At 43.9% G+C, this 14,592-nt stretch carries 13 protein-coding genes; 7 read left to right on the top strand and 6 right to left on the bottom strand.

What is annotated here, in order from left to right; genetic code table 11:
* The first annotated feature begins 73 nt into the window (after window positions 1-73).
* The 3 genes from desA to AC5W14_RS14895 all read left to right on the top strand — a co-directional run bounded on the left by desA (window position 74) and on the right by AC5W14_RS14895 (window position 3,025).
* On the top strand, window positions 74-1,120 hold the full coding sequence (desA, locus tag AC5W14_RS14905; protein WP_496058135.1) for a Delta(5) desaturase DesA: 1,047 nt from the start codon (window positions 74-76) through the stop codon (window positions 1,118-1,120).
* Between the two features lie 172 nt (window positions 1,121-1,292).
* Window positions 1,293-2,429, top strand: a complete 1,137-nt coding sequence (locus AC5W14_RS14900; RefSeq protein ID WP_496058134.1) for a sensor histidine kinase — start codon at window positions 1,293-1,295, stop codon at window positions 2,427-2,429.
* Complete coding sequence (locus AC5W14_RS14895; RefSeq protein WP_496058133.1) at window positions 2,426-3,025, top strand: response regulator; 600 nt, start codon at window positions 2,426-2,428, stop codon at window positions 3,023-3,025. The genes AC5W14_RS14900 and AC5W14_RS14895 overlap by 4 nt, the downstream gene beginning before the upstream one ends.
* Before the next feature lie 54 nt (window positions 3,026-3,079).
* Here the strand turns inward: AC5W14_RS14895 and AC5W14_RS14890 are convergent, their stop codons facing one another.
* The 5 genes from AC5W14_RS14890 to AC5W14_RS14870 form a co-directional block, all read right to left on the bottom strand.
* Complete coding sequence (locus AC5W14_RS14890; RefSeq protein WP_496194919.1) at window positions 3,080-5,257, bottom strand: ATP-dependent Clp protease ATP-binding subunit; 2,178 nt, start codon at window positions 5,255-5,257, stop codon at window positions 3,080-3,082.
* A 336-nt stretch (window positions 5,258-5,593) separates the two neighbouring features.
* Window positions 5,594-6,343, bottom strand: a complete 750-nt coding sequence (hemQ, locus tag AC5W14_RS14885) for a hydrogen peroxide-dependent heme synthase (RefSeq protein ID WP_496058131.1) — start codon at window positions 6,341-6,343, stop codon at window positions 5,594-5,596.
* A gap of 83 nt (window positions 6,344-6,426) precedes the next feature.
* Window positions 6,427-7,167 carry an enoyl-CoA hydratase/isomerase family protein gene (locus tag AC5W14_RS14880; protein ID WP_496058130.1) on the bottom strand — a complete coding sequence of 247 codons (741 nt, stop codon included), beginning with the start codon at window positions 7,165-7,167 and terminating at the stop codon, window positions 6,427-6,429.
* A 23-nt stretch (window positions 7,168-7,190) separates the two neighbouring features.
* Entirely contained in the window at window positions 7,191-9,116 is a 1,926-nt protein-coding gene (locus tag AC5W14_RS14875; RefSeq protein ID WP_496194918.1) for an oxidoreductase, read from the bottom strand.
* A 62-nt stretch (window positions 9,117-9,178) separates the two neighbouring features.
* Entirely contained in the window at window positions 9,179-9,784 is a 606-nt protein-coding gene (locus AC5W14_RS14870) for a TetR/AcrR family transcriptional regulator (protein ID WP_496058128.1), read from the bottom strand.
* A gap of 356 nt (window positions 9,785-10,140) precedes the next feature.
* Here AC5W14_RS14870 and pta point away from each other — a divergent pair, with 356 nt between their 5' ends.
* Both pta and AC5W14_RS14860 read left to right on the top strand, forming a co-directional pair.
* Complete coding sequence (gene pta / locus AC5W14_RS14865; RefSeq protein WP_496058127.1) at window positions 10,141-11,145, top strand: phosphate acetyltransferase; 1,005 nt, start codon at window positions 10,141-10,143, stop codon at window positions 11,143-11,145.
* Window positions 11,146-11,253: 108 nt separating this feature from the next.
* Window positions 11,254-11,616, top strand: a complete 363-nt coding sequence (locus AC5W14_RS14860) for a PilZ domain-containing protein (protein WP_496058126.1) — start codon at window positions 11,254-11,256, stop codon at window positions 11,614-11,616.
* A 9-nt stretch (window positions 11,617-11,625) separates the two neighbouring features.
* Here the strand turns inward: AC5W14_RS14860 and AC5W14_RS14855 are convergent, their stop codons facing one another.
* Window positions 11,626-12,528: an SMP-30/gluconolactonase/LRE family protein gene (locus AC5W14_RS14855; protein ID WP_496194917.1), complete on the bottom strand. Its 903-nt coding sequence runs from the start codon at window positions 12,526-12,528 to the stop codon at window positions 11,626-11,628.
* A gap of 268 nt (window positions 12,529-12,796) precedes the next feature.
* On the opposite strand from AC5W14_RS14855, the gene AC5W14_RS14850 reads away from it, so the two are divergent.
* Both AC5W14_RS14850 and AC5W14_RS14845 read left to right on the top strand, forming a co-directional pair.
* A complete protein-coding gene (locus AC5W14_RS14850; protein ID WP_496058124.1) occupies window positions 12,797-13,984 on the top strand; it encodes an aminotransferase-like domain-containing protein in 1,188 nt (395 codons plus the stop codon).
* Window positions 13,985-14,264: 280 nt separating this feature from the next.
* Window positions 14,265-14,444 carry a hypothetical protein gene (locus AC5W14_RS14845; RefSeq protein ID WP_496058123.1) on the top strand — a complete coding sequence of 60 codons (180 nt, stop codon included), beginning with the start codon at window positions 14,265-14,267 and terminating at the stop codon, window positions 14,442-14,444.
* The last annotated feature ends 148 nt before the right edge of the window (window positions 14,445-14,592 follow it).

Here is a 14,592-nt window from a genome sequence, read left to right as displayed (position 1 = left end):
TTTTACAATTTCTCTATATGATTAAGGTATAGCTAATAAACACACACGCCTATCGAAATGGGAGAGATTATATATGAGTAAAGCAAAGCAGGCTCAATTACGAAAAACAGTAGCACCGTTTGAAAAATCAGACCAGGCAAAAAGCATTAAACAAATCGTTAATACAATCGTTCCATTCTTTCTCTTATGGTTTCTGGCGTATCAGAGCTTATCAATTTCCATCTGGCTCAGTCTTCCCTTATCCATTATAGCGTCCGGGTTCGTCGTAAGAACCTTTATTATCTTTCATGACTGCTGCCACCAATCTTTCTTCAAAAGCAAAAAGGCCAATTCGATTCTGGGTACAATAACAGGAATTATTACGCTGTTTCCTTTTGAAAAATGGAAAAGAGAGCACTCCATTCACCATGCAACAAGCAGTAATTTAGATAAGCGCGGCGTTGGCGATATCTGGGTGATGACTGTAGAAGAATACAAAGAAGCATCAGCATTTGAAAAGTTCTCCTACCGCCTGTACCGCAATCCGCTTGTGATGTTCGGTCTCGGCCCGTTTTATCTTTTTCTTATTACAAACCGTTTCAACCGTAAAGGTCCAAAACGCAAAGAACGCATAAACACGTATGTTATTAATGCATCCATTGTGGCTGTTTACGGTGTATTGATTGCTGTTGTCGGATGGCAGGCATTTCTGCTCGTACAGGGACCAATATTATTTGTTTCCGGTTCGCTGGGTATTTGGCTCTTCTATGTACAGCATCAATTTGAAGATTCCTATTTTGAAGAAGAAAGCGAATGGGATTTTGTAAAAGCTGCAGTAGATGGCAGTTCATTTTACAAGCTTCCAAAGGTACTTCAGTGGGCAAGTGGTAATATTGGCTATCACCATGTACACCATCTCAGCCCGCGCGTGCCGAACTATAACCTCGAGCAGGCTCATGAATCAACACCGCCTCTTCAACAGGCAACTACGATCACGCTTGGTTCGAGTTTAAAATCCATTCGTTTCCGCCTTTATGATGAAAAAAATAAAACCTTCGTCGGTTTTCGGGAAATGAAGAAAGCCGCATTAAAAGAAAACTTGATACTAAACAGGGAAAAATCAAGCTTACAGGAAAAGTAACACCATAAAAGGCCATTCCTTACAAACGGGAATGGCTTTTTTTCTATAGAATGCAGATTTGCAACATAGAATAAAAGAGCGATTCTGCAGAGGGGGAATAAGAGAATTGTCTGATATACTTACAGTAGGAGATACAAAAAAACAAAAGGCACAAACCTTTAAGGAGACCGCCATGAATAACTGGTATCAAATTTTTCCGAAAAATACATGGCTCAGTACGTATGTCTGGATCATTTTCTTTTTGCTGCCGTTTTATTTTATTATCCGTTCGTCCACTGCTCCTGAAATTATTCTGGGCGTGATTTTTATACTGCTGTTTTTCGTTGCTTATCGTTTAACCTTTATATCATCGGGATGGCTTGTCTATTTTTGGGTAGGCATTGCGATTGCGATCAGCATTATTATGACGCTTTTTTACGGCTATGTTTATTTTTCTCTCTTCCTGGCCTTTTTTATAGGAAATGTGAAGCACAAAACAGGCTTTTATATTTTATACGGTATTCATTTAATAACAGCCATTGCGACCATTAATATTATGTTTTTCATGGAAAACGAACTGTTTCTTTCCCAGTTTCCGTTTATCGTTATCAGCGTAATTGGAATTATTCTGCTTCCTTTTAACACGTTCAACCGTAACAAGCGGGAAAAGCTGGAAAGCCAGCTTAAGGATGCCAACCGGAAGATTTCCCAGATGGTTGTAATGGAAGAACGCCAGCGGATTGCAAGAGATCTTCACGATACGCTCGGACAGAAGCTGTCGCTTGTCGGTTTAAAAAGTGATTTGGCGGGCAAGCTGATTGATGCTAATCCGGAAGCAGCCAAACGGGAAATCAGTGATATCAGCCAGACGTCGCGGACCGCTTTAAAAGAAGTCCGTGAAATGGTATCGGACATGCGCGGCACCAAACTAAAAGATGAATTAATCCGTATCGAACAGGTTTTAAAAGCGGCAGAGGTGGAATTTACTATTAAAGACGAAATGCTGCTCAAGAAGACGCCGCCGCTTGTAGAAAATGTGCTCAGCATGTGCTTGAAAGAGGCAGTAACCAATATTGTAAAGCACAGCAAGGCGACCAAATGTTTTGTAGAGCTTTATGAATCTGTGGATGAGCTGAGTATCCGCGTCAAGGACAACGGAACCGGAATAACGGAAAAAATAGATCCTACGAAGAAAAATGGCCTCCGTGGAATGGAGGAGAGGCTGGAGTTTGTAAACGGCACCCTTACGGTAGTATCCAAAGAGGGAACAGAGCTCTACATTCGGGTACCTACTGTTGTAACGCAGATAAAACAGGAGGGGATGGCATGATAAAGATAGTGATTGCAGAAGATCAGGGAATGCTTTTAGGGGCCCTCGGCTCTATTTTGGACCTGGAAGAAGACATGACGGTTATCGGCAAAGCAAAAAACGGCCAGGAAGCAGTCACGCTTGTCAATCAGCATGATCCGGACGTTTGTATCATGGATATCGAAATGCCGGTAAAAAGCGGCCTGGATGCGGCAGAAGAGCTGAAAGACCATCCCTGCAAAATAATTATCCTAACGACATTTGCCAGGCCCGGTTATTTTGAAAGGGCCCGTAAGGCAGAAGTAGGCGGTTATCTGCTGAAAGACAGTCCGAGTGAAGAGCTGGCCGATTCGATCCGGGTTATTATGAAAGGACGCCGGGTCTACGCGCCGGAGCTCGTTGATATGGTTTTTCAGAACGATAACCCGCTGACGGATCGGGAAAAGCAGGTAATCGAGCTGATTGCGGATGGCAAAAATACAAAAGAAATCGCCAGCGAACTGTTTATTACAAACGGTACGGTCAGAAACTATATATCGATTATTTTTGACAAGCTTGGGGTCAGCAACCGGATTGAAGCGATTTCCCATTTTAAAGAAAAAGGCTGGTTCAAATAAAGCATATGTAAAAGCCGAAGACCCTTCGTACAGGGTCTTCGGCTTTTTTGAATCTTATTGTTGGGAGGATACGTGGGCGTGATTAGCCACGCTGATTTTATTATTAACTAAGCTGACGGTAATATGCTCTAATTTGTCTTCATCAAGCATGAGATCCGCAATGCCGTCTTCGACCTGTTCTGCGATAACACGGCGGAGTGGTCTGGCACCAAAGGCTGGATCGTAGCCCAGATCAGCAAGTTTTGCTTTTGCTTCATCGGACACTTCTACCTTCATGTCTTGTTCTTGTGCAGCTTCTACAATTTCAGAGAGCATAATGTCAACGATAGTAATCAAGTCTTCGCGTTTCAACTCGCTGAATTTCACAATGCTGTCAAAACGGTTGAGAAATTCCGGCTTAAAGGAGTTTTTAAGAGATTCGGTTACTTTCGGCTCTTCATCATCCTGGCTGCCAAATCCAACACTGACTTTTTTCAGTTCAGTTCCTGCGTTGGAAGTCATAATGATAACCGTATCTTTAAAGCTTACAGTGCGGCCCTGGCTGTCGGTCAGGCGGCCGTCTTCCATGATCTGCAGAAACATGTGCTGCACATCAGGATGCGCTTTTTCAATTTCATCCAGAAGAATAATGCTGTATGGCTTGTGACGTACTTTTTCTGTAAGCTGACCTGCATCTTCATGGCCGACGTAGCCCGGAGGAGAACCAACAAGCTTGGATACGGAGTGCTTTTCCATATATTCACTCATATCAAGCCGGATCATGGCTTCTCTGTCTCCAAACATTTCTTTGGCCAAAGACTTGGATAGTTCGGTTTTACCTACGCCTGTAGGACCGACGAATAAGAAAGATCCAATAGGGCGGCTGCCGCGGCGGAGGCCGGCGCGGTTTCTGCGAATGGCTCTTGCCACTTTCTGCACGGCGTTTTCCTGGCCGATGACATCGGCATTCAGGCGTTCTGGAAGATCTTTCATTTTCTGCTGCTCGTCTTTTTGAAGACGACGGACAGGAATACCGGTTTTGTTTTCAATAATCTGCTGGATCACGTCTACCGTTACTTCTGCTTTGCTTTGGCTGACGGATTCTCCGGCTGCCGCTTTATCACGCTGTTCGATCAAACGGATTTCTTCATCACGGAGCTTTGCTGCTTTTTCGTAGTTCTCCTGCTGGGTTGCTTTTTCTTTTTCTGCCGCAATTTGTTCCAGACGGCTTTGAATTTCAAGTTCATCATCGCTGCTGTGGAGCAGGTTAATCTTAGAACCTGCTTCATCCATCAGGTCAATGGCTTTATCCGGAAGAAAACGATCCTGGATATAGCGGCTGGAAAGAGCCACACATGCCTCGATGGCTTCTTTTGTATAAGATACTTGATGATAGGCTTCGTAGTTCGGCTTCAGGCCATTAAGAATCGCAACGGCATCCGTGCTGTTTGGTTCATTGACCATAACCGGCTGGAAGCGGCGCTCGAGAGCGGCATCTTTTTCGATTTTCCGATATTCAGCAAGGGTAGTAGCACCAATAATCTGTACTTCGCCCCGGGCCAGTGCCGGTTTCATAATGTTACCGGCGTCAGAGGAGCCTTCGGCAGATCCGGCACCTACAATTTGATGAATCTCATCAATAAATACAATAACGTCCTGTCTATCCTGCAGTTCCTGAAGCAGTTGTTTCATACGTTCTTCGAATTGACCGCGGATACCGGTATTCGCTACAAGCGAGGATACGTCGAGCAGGTATATTTTCTTGTTTTTCAGCTTGTTTGGCACATCGCTTTCGAGAATTTTTAAAGCGAGGCCTTCTGCAATCGCTGTTTTACCAACACCAGGTTCTCCAATAAGAACCGGGTTGTTTTTGTTGCGGCGGTTTAAAGTTTCAATAACCCGCTCGACTTCTTTATGCCGGCCGATAACGGGATCAATCATGCCGGCACGCGCAGCGTCCGATAGATTTTTTCCTAATTCATCAAGCAGGCCGCCGCCACCTTTGTTTCCGCCGCCTTTACCGGCGGAAGGCTGCTGCTGTTGATTGCCGGCCTGTGAATTCATCATATTTTGGAAAAACTGGTCAAATGGGGACTGCCCCGGCTGATTGCCAAATCCGTTGGAAGGCTGCTTCATTTCCTGACGGATTTCGCGGTAGCATACGTCACATAGATTCATTTTCTGCTGGTGTCCATTTATATTCATATTTAATTCGATACGGGCTTCCCGTTGTTCACAATGTTCACACTTCATAGTAGTGAACCTCCTTTTATCTTTTAATAGAAAAGACAATGCATCTTGATAATTAGTAAGTGTAGTAGTGTTTATTGGATAAATCAAAGAAACTGCTTTGACTTTGACTATCTTTGATCTTATGAATTTATTATATACTGACCTTCTTTGACTTTCAAGTATTTTTAACTGCTTTTTAAAAAAAATTCCTTTTTAACTCTGTACATACAATATATGATAAAAAGTAATCATAGATAGGAATAGTAAGTTCGTTTGAAATGTATTTCCTTAATCATAGAAAGTTAAACATAAAAAAAGCATCCGGAACAGCTCCGGATGCTCTCTTACATTATTTGCTTAGATGTGAAAAAAGGATTCTGCTTTTTCTGGTTCCAGCAGGTTTCCTACATAGAAAGGTCCGAATTTGCCGTAGCGGGCGGACACTTCATCAAATCTCATTTCATAAATGATTTTCTTAAATTGGAGGGCTTCATGGGCGAATAGGGTAACGCTCCATTCCCAGTCATCGAGACCTGCAGAGCCTGTAATGATCTGCTTGACCTTTCCGGCATACTTTCTTCCTGTCATGCCATGGGCACGCATTAACTCCCGGCGTTCTTTAATAGGAAGGGAGTACCAGTTGTCGTTACCTTCCCGCTTTTTATCCATTGGATAAAAGCAGATGTGATTCCATTTAGGAAGCACGGGATAAATACGGCTGCGGAGTTCCGGATTATCCATTGGATCTCCGCCGTCTTTAGGCGGCATATAGTTTCCCAGTTCTACTACGGATACATAGGAGTAGGAAGGAATCGTATAATCGGCCAGCCTGGTTTTGTTGAAGGCATTTTCAATATCATTTAAGTCATTCATCGTCGGACGCAGAATCATGAAAATCAAGTCTGCTTTTTGGCCGACAATGGTATAAACGGCATGGCTTCCGCCGCCGTTGTCTTCGACCTGCTGCCAGTCCTCCAGCATATGAATAAATTCGTTTACAATGCTGTGGCGCTCTTCGCCGGAAAGTTTTTTCCACTCGGTCCAGTTGATTTTGCGGAGATCATGCAGACAAAACCAGCCGTCGAGCGTTTGGGATGCTTCACTCATATATGGTCCACTCCTTTATCTAAAACCTGCTCACGATGTCTACTATACCATAGGTCCGCAGGTCTTCAAAAGCGGAAACCAGCCTACTTTTTCAAGAAGCGGAGAAGGGCGTCTTTATGTTCCCGGCTTTGTCCGGCTTCTCTTTGGGCCGATACTTCCATATCGAGAACCTCTGAAAGGCTGTGTTCGAAACCCTGTTTCATATTCTGCTTAGCCAATCCATAGGCGGCGGGGGGGATAGCAGCTAATTTATGAGCGTACTCTTCCGGATTTCCAATAGCGGTGATGAGGTTGATCCGGAACGCTTCTTCTGCAGATATGGTTTGTCCGAGCGTAAGCTCCATTGCTTTTCCTAACCCGACAAGACGGGGGAGGAAGTAGGAGGCTCCTGCGTCTGGGACAAGGCCTATCTTTAAAAAGCTGAGCGCTAACTTGGCCCGGCTGTCAGCAATCCGGTAGTCGCAGGCCAGCGCAATACTTAAACCTGCCCCTACTGTTACCCCGTTTAAATAGGCAATAACCGGCTTAGTGATACTGTCTATAAAGAGAATCAGACGGTTATAGGTGTCCTGCAGATAATCGCCGTAGTCAAAGCTTTCCGCGCTGTCCGAAGAGACGCTTTTCAAGTCAGCGCCTGCGCAGAACGCATCGCCGGATCCCTGTAGAATTATTACTTTAACCGTTTCATCTTCCGCCGCTTCCTGGAAACACTCGTAGAGTTCTTTATGCATTTCTGTATTTAAAGCATTTTTAACTTCAGGGCGGTTCAGTGTAATCAAAGCTATGTGGTCCTTTACCTCATATAAGACTGTATGTTGTTTCACGTGAAACCCTCCTTTAAAAGTAATTACAGAGCATTCGCTGTTTCTGCACCATTCAAAATAGCAAACTTGGCATCAAGTCCGACAGCATGCTTAGCGCCGCCGATCACATGCACTCGTTTTCCGTGTTCCATCAATTCAGAGGCAAGCTGTTGGTTGGGGAGCTGTCCGCTTGCCGTAATGATCGTATCAGCTGTTTCAAGCTTTTCCTGCTCTTCATGGACAATCACGACTCCTTCAGGTGTGATTTCTTTGTACGTAACTTCGCCGATCATTTGTATATTATTGCGGCGGAGTTCGCCGAGCGTAATCCAGCGTGTAGTTTTGCCCAGCCCTTTAGCAAACTTTCGGCCCCGCTGCAGCAGCGTAATATCTGTATACCCTTTTTTATGAAGCACCAAGGCTAAATCACAGGCAATACCGCCGCCGCCGATCATTACAATTTTCCCCTGCAGTTCAGCGTTTCCTTCAAACACGTCCCGGTAGGAAAAAACGGTATGCGTTTCCATTCCTTTGATATCCGGCTGACGGGGAAGAATACCGGATGCGAGAATGATATCATCGGCCTCCTGCACAAGCGGATGTTCTGCCGAGACAGAGGTGCCCAGCCGGATAGATACGCCTAGTTTTTTCAGCTGCACAGAATAATACCGGAGCGTTTCATTGAATTCGGATTTACCCGGTACCGTTCTGGCGTACAGCAGCTGTCCGCCGATTTCTTCTTTTTCATCAGCAAGCGTCACATGATGGCCTTTCAAGGCAGCAACCCGGGCCGCTTCCAGCCCGGCCGGTCCGGCCCCGATAATTAATATATTTTTAGGCGCAGCTGTTTTATTAATAATGAAGGTCAGCTCCCGACCTGCTTCGGGATTGACCATACAGGAAGCAGACTTATTTTCAAACACATGGTCCAGGCAGGCCTGGTTGCAGGCAATGCACGTGTTGATTTCTTCCGTTCTGCCTTCTATCGCTTTTGTAATAATTTCTGGATCCGCTAAAAATGGGCGGGCCATGGAGACTATATCTGCTTTATCTTCCTGCAGTATCGCTTCGGCATCTTCCGGGTTATTAATGCGGTTGGAAGTAATTACAGGGATGGTTACCCGCTTTTTGATGGAGGCTGCGACAGGCGTAAAATAATTTCTCGGCACTTTCATCGTAATGGTTGGAGTTCTGGATTCGTGCCAGCCGATTCCGATGTTCAGCGCATCCATACCGGCTTCTTCAAGCTTTCCGGCCCAGATGATTGTTTCTTCTTCTGTCGTGCTTCCTTCCATTAAATCAAGACCGGACATGCGGAAGATGACCGGGTAACCGGGACCGACAGCTCTGCGGACTGATTCTGCAACAGCGAGCGGGAAACGCAGGCGCTTTTCAAAGGAGCCTCCCCACTGATCTGTCCGCCGATTGGTCAGCGGAGACATAAACTGATTGAGCAGATAGCCTTCTGAGCCCATAATTTCCACCGCATCAAAACCGGATTTCTTTGCACGAACGGCAGCATCAGAAAATGCCTGAATGGTGCGCTGAATGTCCTCTTCGGTAAGTTCCACAGGCACATCTGGATTAATGGATGATTGAAGAGGGGAAGCTGACACCGGGTCCAGTCCGGTGAGCGCTTTGTATGCATAACGGCCGGCGTGAAAGAGCTGAACGGCAATACGTCCCCCTGCTTCATGCACAGCGTCTGTAAGCTCTGTCCACTGTTTAATATCTGTTTCCTGATAGAGGCTCATGAAGTTAGCTCCGCCGCTCCCTTCCGGGGTTACAGCCGCTCCTCCGGTCACAATAAGGCCGACATGTTCCTTAGCACGGCGCACATAAAACGCTTTCATTTTTTCCAATCCGTTTTCTTCCCCTTCTAACCCAACATGCATGGAACCCATCATCACCTTAGTAGGAAGCACGAGCTGGTTAATAGATATAGGGGAAAGCAGAGCGGGATACGACATTACGCATTCTCCTTTTTTATTTATTTCGAACGATCATTATAAATAAGATACTGTTATTATACTCATGAAGAAGCCGGAGTGGCAACCATGGATTGGAATAACTGAATGAATGCGTGTCGGTTGGCTTCTACAACAGCAGAAGAGAAATAGCGCTCGTTAAAGGCGGTTCCGGTCGCCTGATTAATAATCAAAAGGGCAAGAGCTGAAGGAGAAGGATGGTTCAGCAGGTGCCGGCGTTCCGCTTCTTCAAGAATAGTAGTCAAATACAAAACGAGGTTATGAAGAAAACGACCTACTACTGCATTAATTTTTTCATCATAAGGCGATTGGGCCATATAGTTTAATAAAATAGTATAAAACGGCTGATTATGATCCGGAAGAGACGCCACCGTCCGAAGATAGGCGTGAAATTTCTCATCGGGGTGATGATAGGCATCGACCGTGCTGCGGACATCTTCCTCAGAGACTGCGAACGCTTCTTTGAGGACTTCAACAAGAAGATCATTTTTGTTTTTAAAATAGTGATAAATAACTCCTGTGCTGAGGTCGGCAGTCCGGGCTACATCTTTAATCGAAAAATGGTCAAACCCATACGTTAGGATGCATGTTTTTGCAGATTGAATAATCTGTTCCCGGCGGATGGTTTCCATTCCTAGTTTAGGACTCATTATTTTTTTCTCCTTTCATCAATTGCTAACGGGGGAAAAGGTGAAAATAGTATAGCATGGAGGGAACTAATTGAATACAGCAGCTTTGTATAATTTAGTATTTTAAAATAATATATGCAACTATATTCATTCCTACCTTCATTGTAAACGCTTTTAACACAAGCTTTCATTTTGTTTTCTTAATTCCGAAAATTAGAACAATGATTATTTTATGCATTTACGTTTATTTTTTGTTGGAATAAGAGTATCCTAAGGAATAGAGAGATGAAACCAGAATGAATTCAACGCAGCGAATCGATACGCCTATAGTTAACCTACACTTCCTGAACGGTTTAAATAATAAAGGAGGAATTTTAGTGAGCGATCTCTTCGTAGAGATAAAAGAACAAGTCAAAAAAGATCAACCTTCCATTGTATTTCCAGAGGGAGAGGACGATCGTATTATAGAAGCAGCAGCTAAACTTGCAGAGGATGGCCTCCTAAAGCCAATCATCATCGGTCTTGAAGAGGAAGTAAAAGCAAAAGCGGCAAAGCTTCATGTGTCGCTGGACCAGGTGAAAATTATTGATCCGGTTCAGTATGAGCATTATGAGGAATTAATAACGGCCTTTGTTGAACGCCGCAAAGGAAAAGAAACAGAAGAAAGCGCACGGGAAAAGCTTAAAAACCCAAACTACTTCGGCACTATGCTCGTTTATCTTGATTATGCTGACGGTCTTGTCAGCGGTGCGGTTCATTCAACGGGAGATACGGTTCGTCCGGCACTGCAGATTATTAAAACAAAGCCGGGGATTCAAAGAACGTCCGGCGTATTTATAATGGTGAAGGAAGACCAGAAGTTTGTATTTGCCGACTGCGCTATCAACATTTCCCCGAATGCGGAAGAGCTTTCTGAAATTGCGATTGCGACGGCAGAGACAGCAAAAGCATTTGATCTGGATCCTAAAGTCGCGATGCTCAGCTTCTCTACAAAAGGATCCGCCTCTTCAATAGAAACAAGAAAAGTATCAGAAGCAACGGTTAAAGCACAGCAGGACCGCCCTGATCTGGTTATTGACGGAGAGTTCCAATTTGACGCAGCTTTCGTACCGGCAGTAGGACGCCAGAAGGCTCCAGATTCACCGCTTCAGGGAGAAGCAAACGTATTTATTTTCCCAAGTCTGGAATCCGGTAACCTCGGTTATAAGATTGCCCAACGTTTAGGCGGATATGATGCGATTGGTCCAATTCTTCAAGGCTTAAACAAACCGGTAAACGATCTTTCCCGCGGATGCAGCATGAAAGACGTCTACAAACTTGCTTTGATTACAGCGAAGCAGGCGATTATGGAAAAAAAAACTCAATTGACGAACCAAAAATAAAATAGTATAAAACGGGCATGAAACCTATTAGGTTTCATGCCCGTTTTTCGTAGCAGGTTGTTCACTCAAAGGGTATAATTAAAACAAAAATAACCATAGGAGGCTATTTTGTCCAATCGCAGAAGCAATATTCGTTTTCATTTTACAGATAAGCCTTTAGAGGCCGCTATATTTGTCCATAAAGTTAAGCAGGTGGAGGTAAAAAGCAAAGAAGGCCCTATTCAAATACTTGATCTTTCCGGAAATGGACTTCAGTTCTTTTCTCCTCTCCGATTTCAAGTAACAGATGATGTCCTGTTATGTTTTACGTTCCGTATTACGCAAAAGCTGTTTAAAGTGTACGGCAGCATTAAACGCCAACGGGTAACGGAGGAAGGGTACATTTATGGAGTCGCTCTTGAGTTTGAAGACTATGCTTCCAAAATGGCTTTAATTCAGACGGTTCATCAGCTGAAGCTGGAGCAGCAATAACGGCCGGATCTATTCACCGCCGTTTTTATTCCCAGCCATAAAATGATCTGCAGGCAGTCCTTTTACCCCTGAGGCATAAGAAAATACATAGCCTGCCAACGGCTCCTGTTTCTGCTCTTCTTCCGTTAATTTATTCCGGGCCGTTGTTATATAAAGATCGGTAAGATGTTCTCCTCCAAATGTGCAGGATGTAATTAAAGAAGCGGGCAGAATCAGTTCATCCTGCTTTTTTTCTGTATCCGGATTCCAGCAGCTGACACGCCCCCCTTCAAAGTGGGCTATCCATAAGTTGCCGTCGGCATCGATTGTCATTCCATCGGGTTTGCCGTACTCCCCTGAAAAATCAATAATAGCTTTAGGGTCACGTATGGAGCCGTCCGCTAAAGAGTAGTCAAACCGGGTGATGGATTGAGTAGGTGTATCTATATAATACATAGCCTGTTTGCTTGTATTCCAGGCAAGTCCATTGGACGTGGTAACCGGAGACCACTTTTTCTGCGCGCCTTTCGAAGAATCCAGGCAGTACAACGCAGCATCTTCGGGCTCTCTCGTAAGAGAGATAGTCCCAGCCCAGAACCTGCCTGCGGGATCACACTTCCCATCGTTGAACCGGTTATTAGGCTTGTGTTCTTCCGGATCAAAAATAGGCATTAAAGAAGAGGCGTCAAAATCGATGGAATAAAAGCCGTGCTGGAGAGCTGCTATCAGCTTTCCTGGTTGGGTGGAAGGAGCTACGGCGCCGGGCATTTGATTTATTTTTATGGATCTGGTTCGTTTTGTTTTCGGATTGTATTCGTGAATAAACTGTCCGAGGATGTCCACCCAGTAAAATACCTGGGATTTTTCGTCCCATACCGGGCTTTCCCCAAGCATTGCCTGTTCACATATAACTTCTTTCATTTCTCCTGCCATGTCTACCGCTCCTTGTTCTTCAATCTCTCGTTAGAATGTCTTTATACCTCTTTTGTTCCCTAAATAGGGATGACATAATCGTTGGAAATGCAATTAAATAAATTTACAATAAAATTTAAAAATATAAAATAATATAATTAATGTATTATTTTGTAATTATAAAATAAAACCTTTTGTGTTCTATTTAGAAAGATGTGATATAATTTACGAATCAATTTATTCTGATTTTTCTAATAGTTAATATAAAGGTACAGGGGTGGAGAGAGAAATGAAGTATGGTTTTGCGAAGAGAGTCCGCCATATGCAGTCATCGGCAGTAAGGGATATATTGAAAGTAGTAAACAAGGGAGATGTAATTTCCTTTGCAGGCGGGCTTCCGGATGAAAAGTTGTTTCCTGTAGAAGCAGTGAAACAGGCTTTTGATGAGGCGCTGTCATCCAGCAATAAAGTACTTCAGTATGGGGAAACAGAAGGAGTTCCGGCCCTTAAAGAAAAACTGGCTGAAAGAATGAGACAAAAGCAAATCGAAAGAGATCCGGAGCATATTCTTGTTACATCTGGTTCCCAGCAGGCAATTGACTTGTTTGCAAGAATCATGTTTGATCCCCGGGATATTGTTTTAACAGAAAACCCTACGTATCTTGCAGCGCTGCAGGTGTTTCAGTCTTATGAAGTGAATATTGTGCCGGTGGATTCAGATGATGATGGCATGCTTGAGGAAGATCTGGAAGAGAAAATTATCCGGCTGAAGCCTAAATGTATTTATGTTGTTCCTACTTATTCCAACCCGGGTGGAAAAGTATGGTCATTGGAGCGCAGAAAGCAGCTGATAAAGCTGGCTAAAAAACATCATGTTATTGTGTTTGAAGATGATCCTTACGGCGATATTAAATTTGATGAAGCCGACACTGTACCGCCTCTCGCTTCAATGGACAATAATGAATACGTCGTGTATACGAGTACATTTTCAAAAACGGTTGTCCCTGCCATGAGAACAGGGTGGATTGCAGGACCTTATCAGATTATTCGTATGATGGCACAGGCTAAGCAGGCGACCGACCTGCACACTAATTCGTTAACGCAGCATGCGCTTGTGCATTTAATGAAAGAATTCGACCTTGATGAGCACATAAATATGCTCTGTGCAGAGTATAAAGAGCGGATGCTCGTCATGAAAGCACTGCTCGATAGAGTAGATGGGGTCAGTTATATTGAACCAAGAGGCGGCATGTTTTTCTGGGTGAACATGCCGCCGCAGGTAAACACGACAGCACTTCTCGCTGAAGCTGTGGACAAGGGTGTAGCTTTTGTACCGGGAGCGCCGTTTTATGTAAGAAATCCGGAACAGAACACACTTCGTTTGAACTTTACTAATGCTGATCCGGAAAAGATAGAAAATGGAATGAAGAAATTGGTGGAAGTGATGAATAATTCCTACACCAGCAGTGTGTATTAAATACACTACAAAAGACCGCCATTTCGGCGGTTTTTTTGAATAATACAAGATTTGCATTTAACATACCTGCACGGTAAAAGAGGAGCGGTTAAACGATTTCAGTTGTTATAAGTGTGCTTCCGCTTGAAACTTATACCGTAAAGGGATAAAATCGAAAAAGGTCAAGGTGGTACTTTTTGTTTCTTAATAAATGTACACCTGCAAATTATAGGGATGAATAAGAGAAAAAGATACATATGTTTCACGTGAAACATGAAGTACATTAAAAGTGGGGTAGACGATGCATAAATGGATGATTCAATTTGGTATGCTTTTGGCAATTGTTTTCGGGGGCTCTTTTTTATTTCAGCTTTTAAGAGGTGATGGACCGCAGGAAGCATTCGCTGTCTTAGGAATAGCAGGAATTCTGCTGCTGCTGATAGCAAAATGGATGAAAAGAAAAGAAGCAGGTAAAGAATGAAAAGGAGAGCCATGTGGCTCTCCTTTTTCAGGCTGTCGAGAAAGTTTTTTTCTCGGCAGTTTTTTTGTGGGCAAAGGGCTGGAATGGTCGTATACTGAAAAGAAAAGGGGCGATCCTAAGATGCTTGGCAAAGCCAAAAACCATCGAC

The sequence above is a fragment of the Sinobaca sp. TMA16-18 genome (assembly GCF_059510535.1).
Note: the sequence above shows the minus strand (reverse complement) of the source record. Positions and strands in the feature narration are given on the sequence as shown.

Coding starts and splice junctions, on each gene's coding strand:
- desA (WP_496058135.1), top strand. CDS start 74: ATGAGTAAAGCAAAGCAGGCTCAATTACGAAAAACAGTAGCACCGTTT.
- AC5W14_RS14900 (WP_496058134.1), top strand. CDS start 1,293: ATGAATAACTGGTATCAAATTTTTCCGAAAAATACATGGCTCAGTACG.
- AC5W14_RS14895 (WP_496058133.1), top strand. CDS start 2,426: ATGATAAAGATAGTGATTGCAGAAGATCAGGGAATGCTTTTAGGGGCC.
- AC5W14_RS14890 (WP_496194919.1), bottom strand. CDS start 5,257: ATGAAGTGTGAACATTGTGAACAACGGGAAGCCCGTATCGAATTAAAT.
- hemQ (WP_496058131.1), bottom strand. CDS start 6,343: ATGAGTGAAGCATCCCAAACGCTCGACGGCTGGTTTTGTCTGCATGAT.
- AC5W14_RS14875 (WP_496194918.1), bottom strand. CDS start 9,116: ATGTCGTATCCCGCTCTGCTTTCCCCTATATCTATTAACCAGCTCGTG.
- AC5W14_RS14870 (WP_496058128.1), bottom strand. CDS start 9,784: ATGAGTCCTAAACTAGGAATGGAAACCATCCGCCGGGAACAGATTATT.
- AC5W14_RS14855 (WP_496194917.1), bottom strand. CDS start 12,528: ATGGCAGGAGAAATGAAAGAAGTTATATGTGAACAGGCAATGCTTGGG.
- AC5W14_RS14850 (WP_496058124.1), top strand. CDS start 12,797: ATGAAGTATGGTTTTGCGAAGAGAGTCCGCCATATGCAGTCATCGGCA.
- AC5W14_RS14845 (WP_496058123.1), top strand. CDS start 14,265: ATGCATAAATGGATGATTCAATTTGGTATGCTTTTGGCAATTGTTTTC.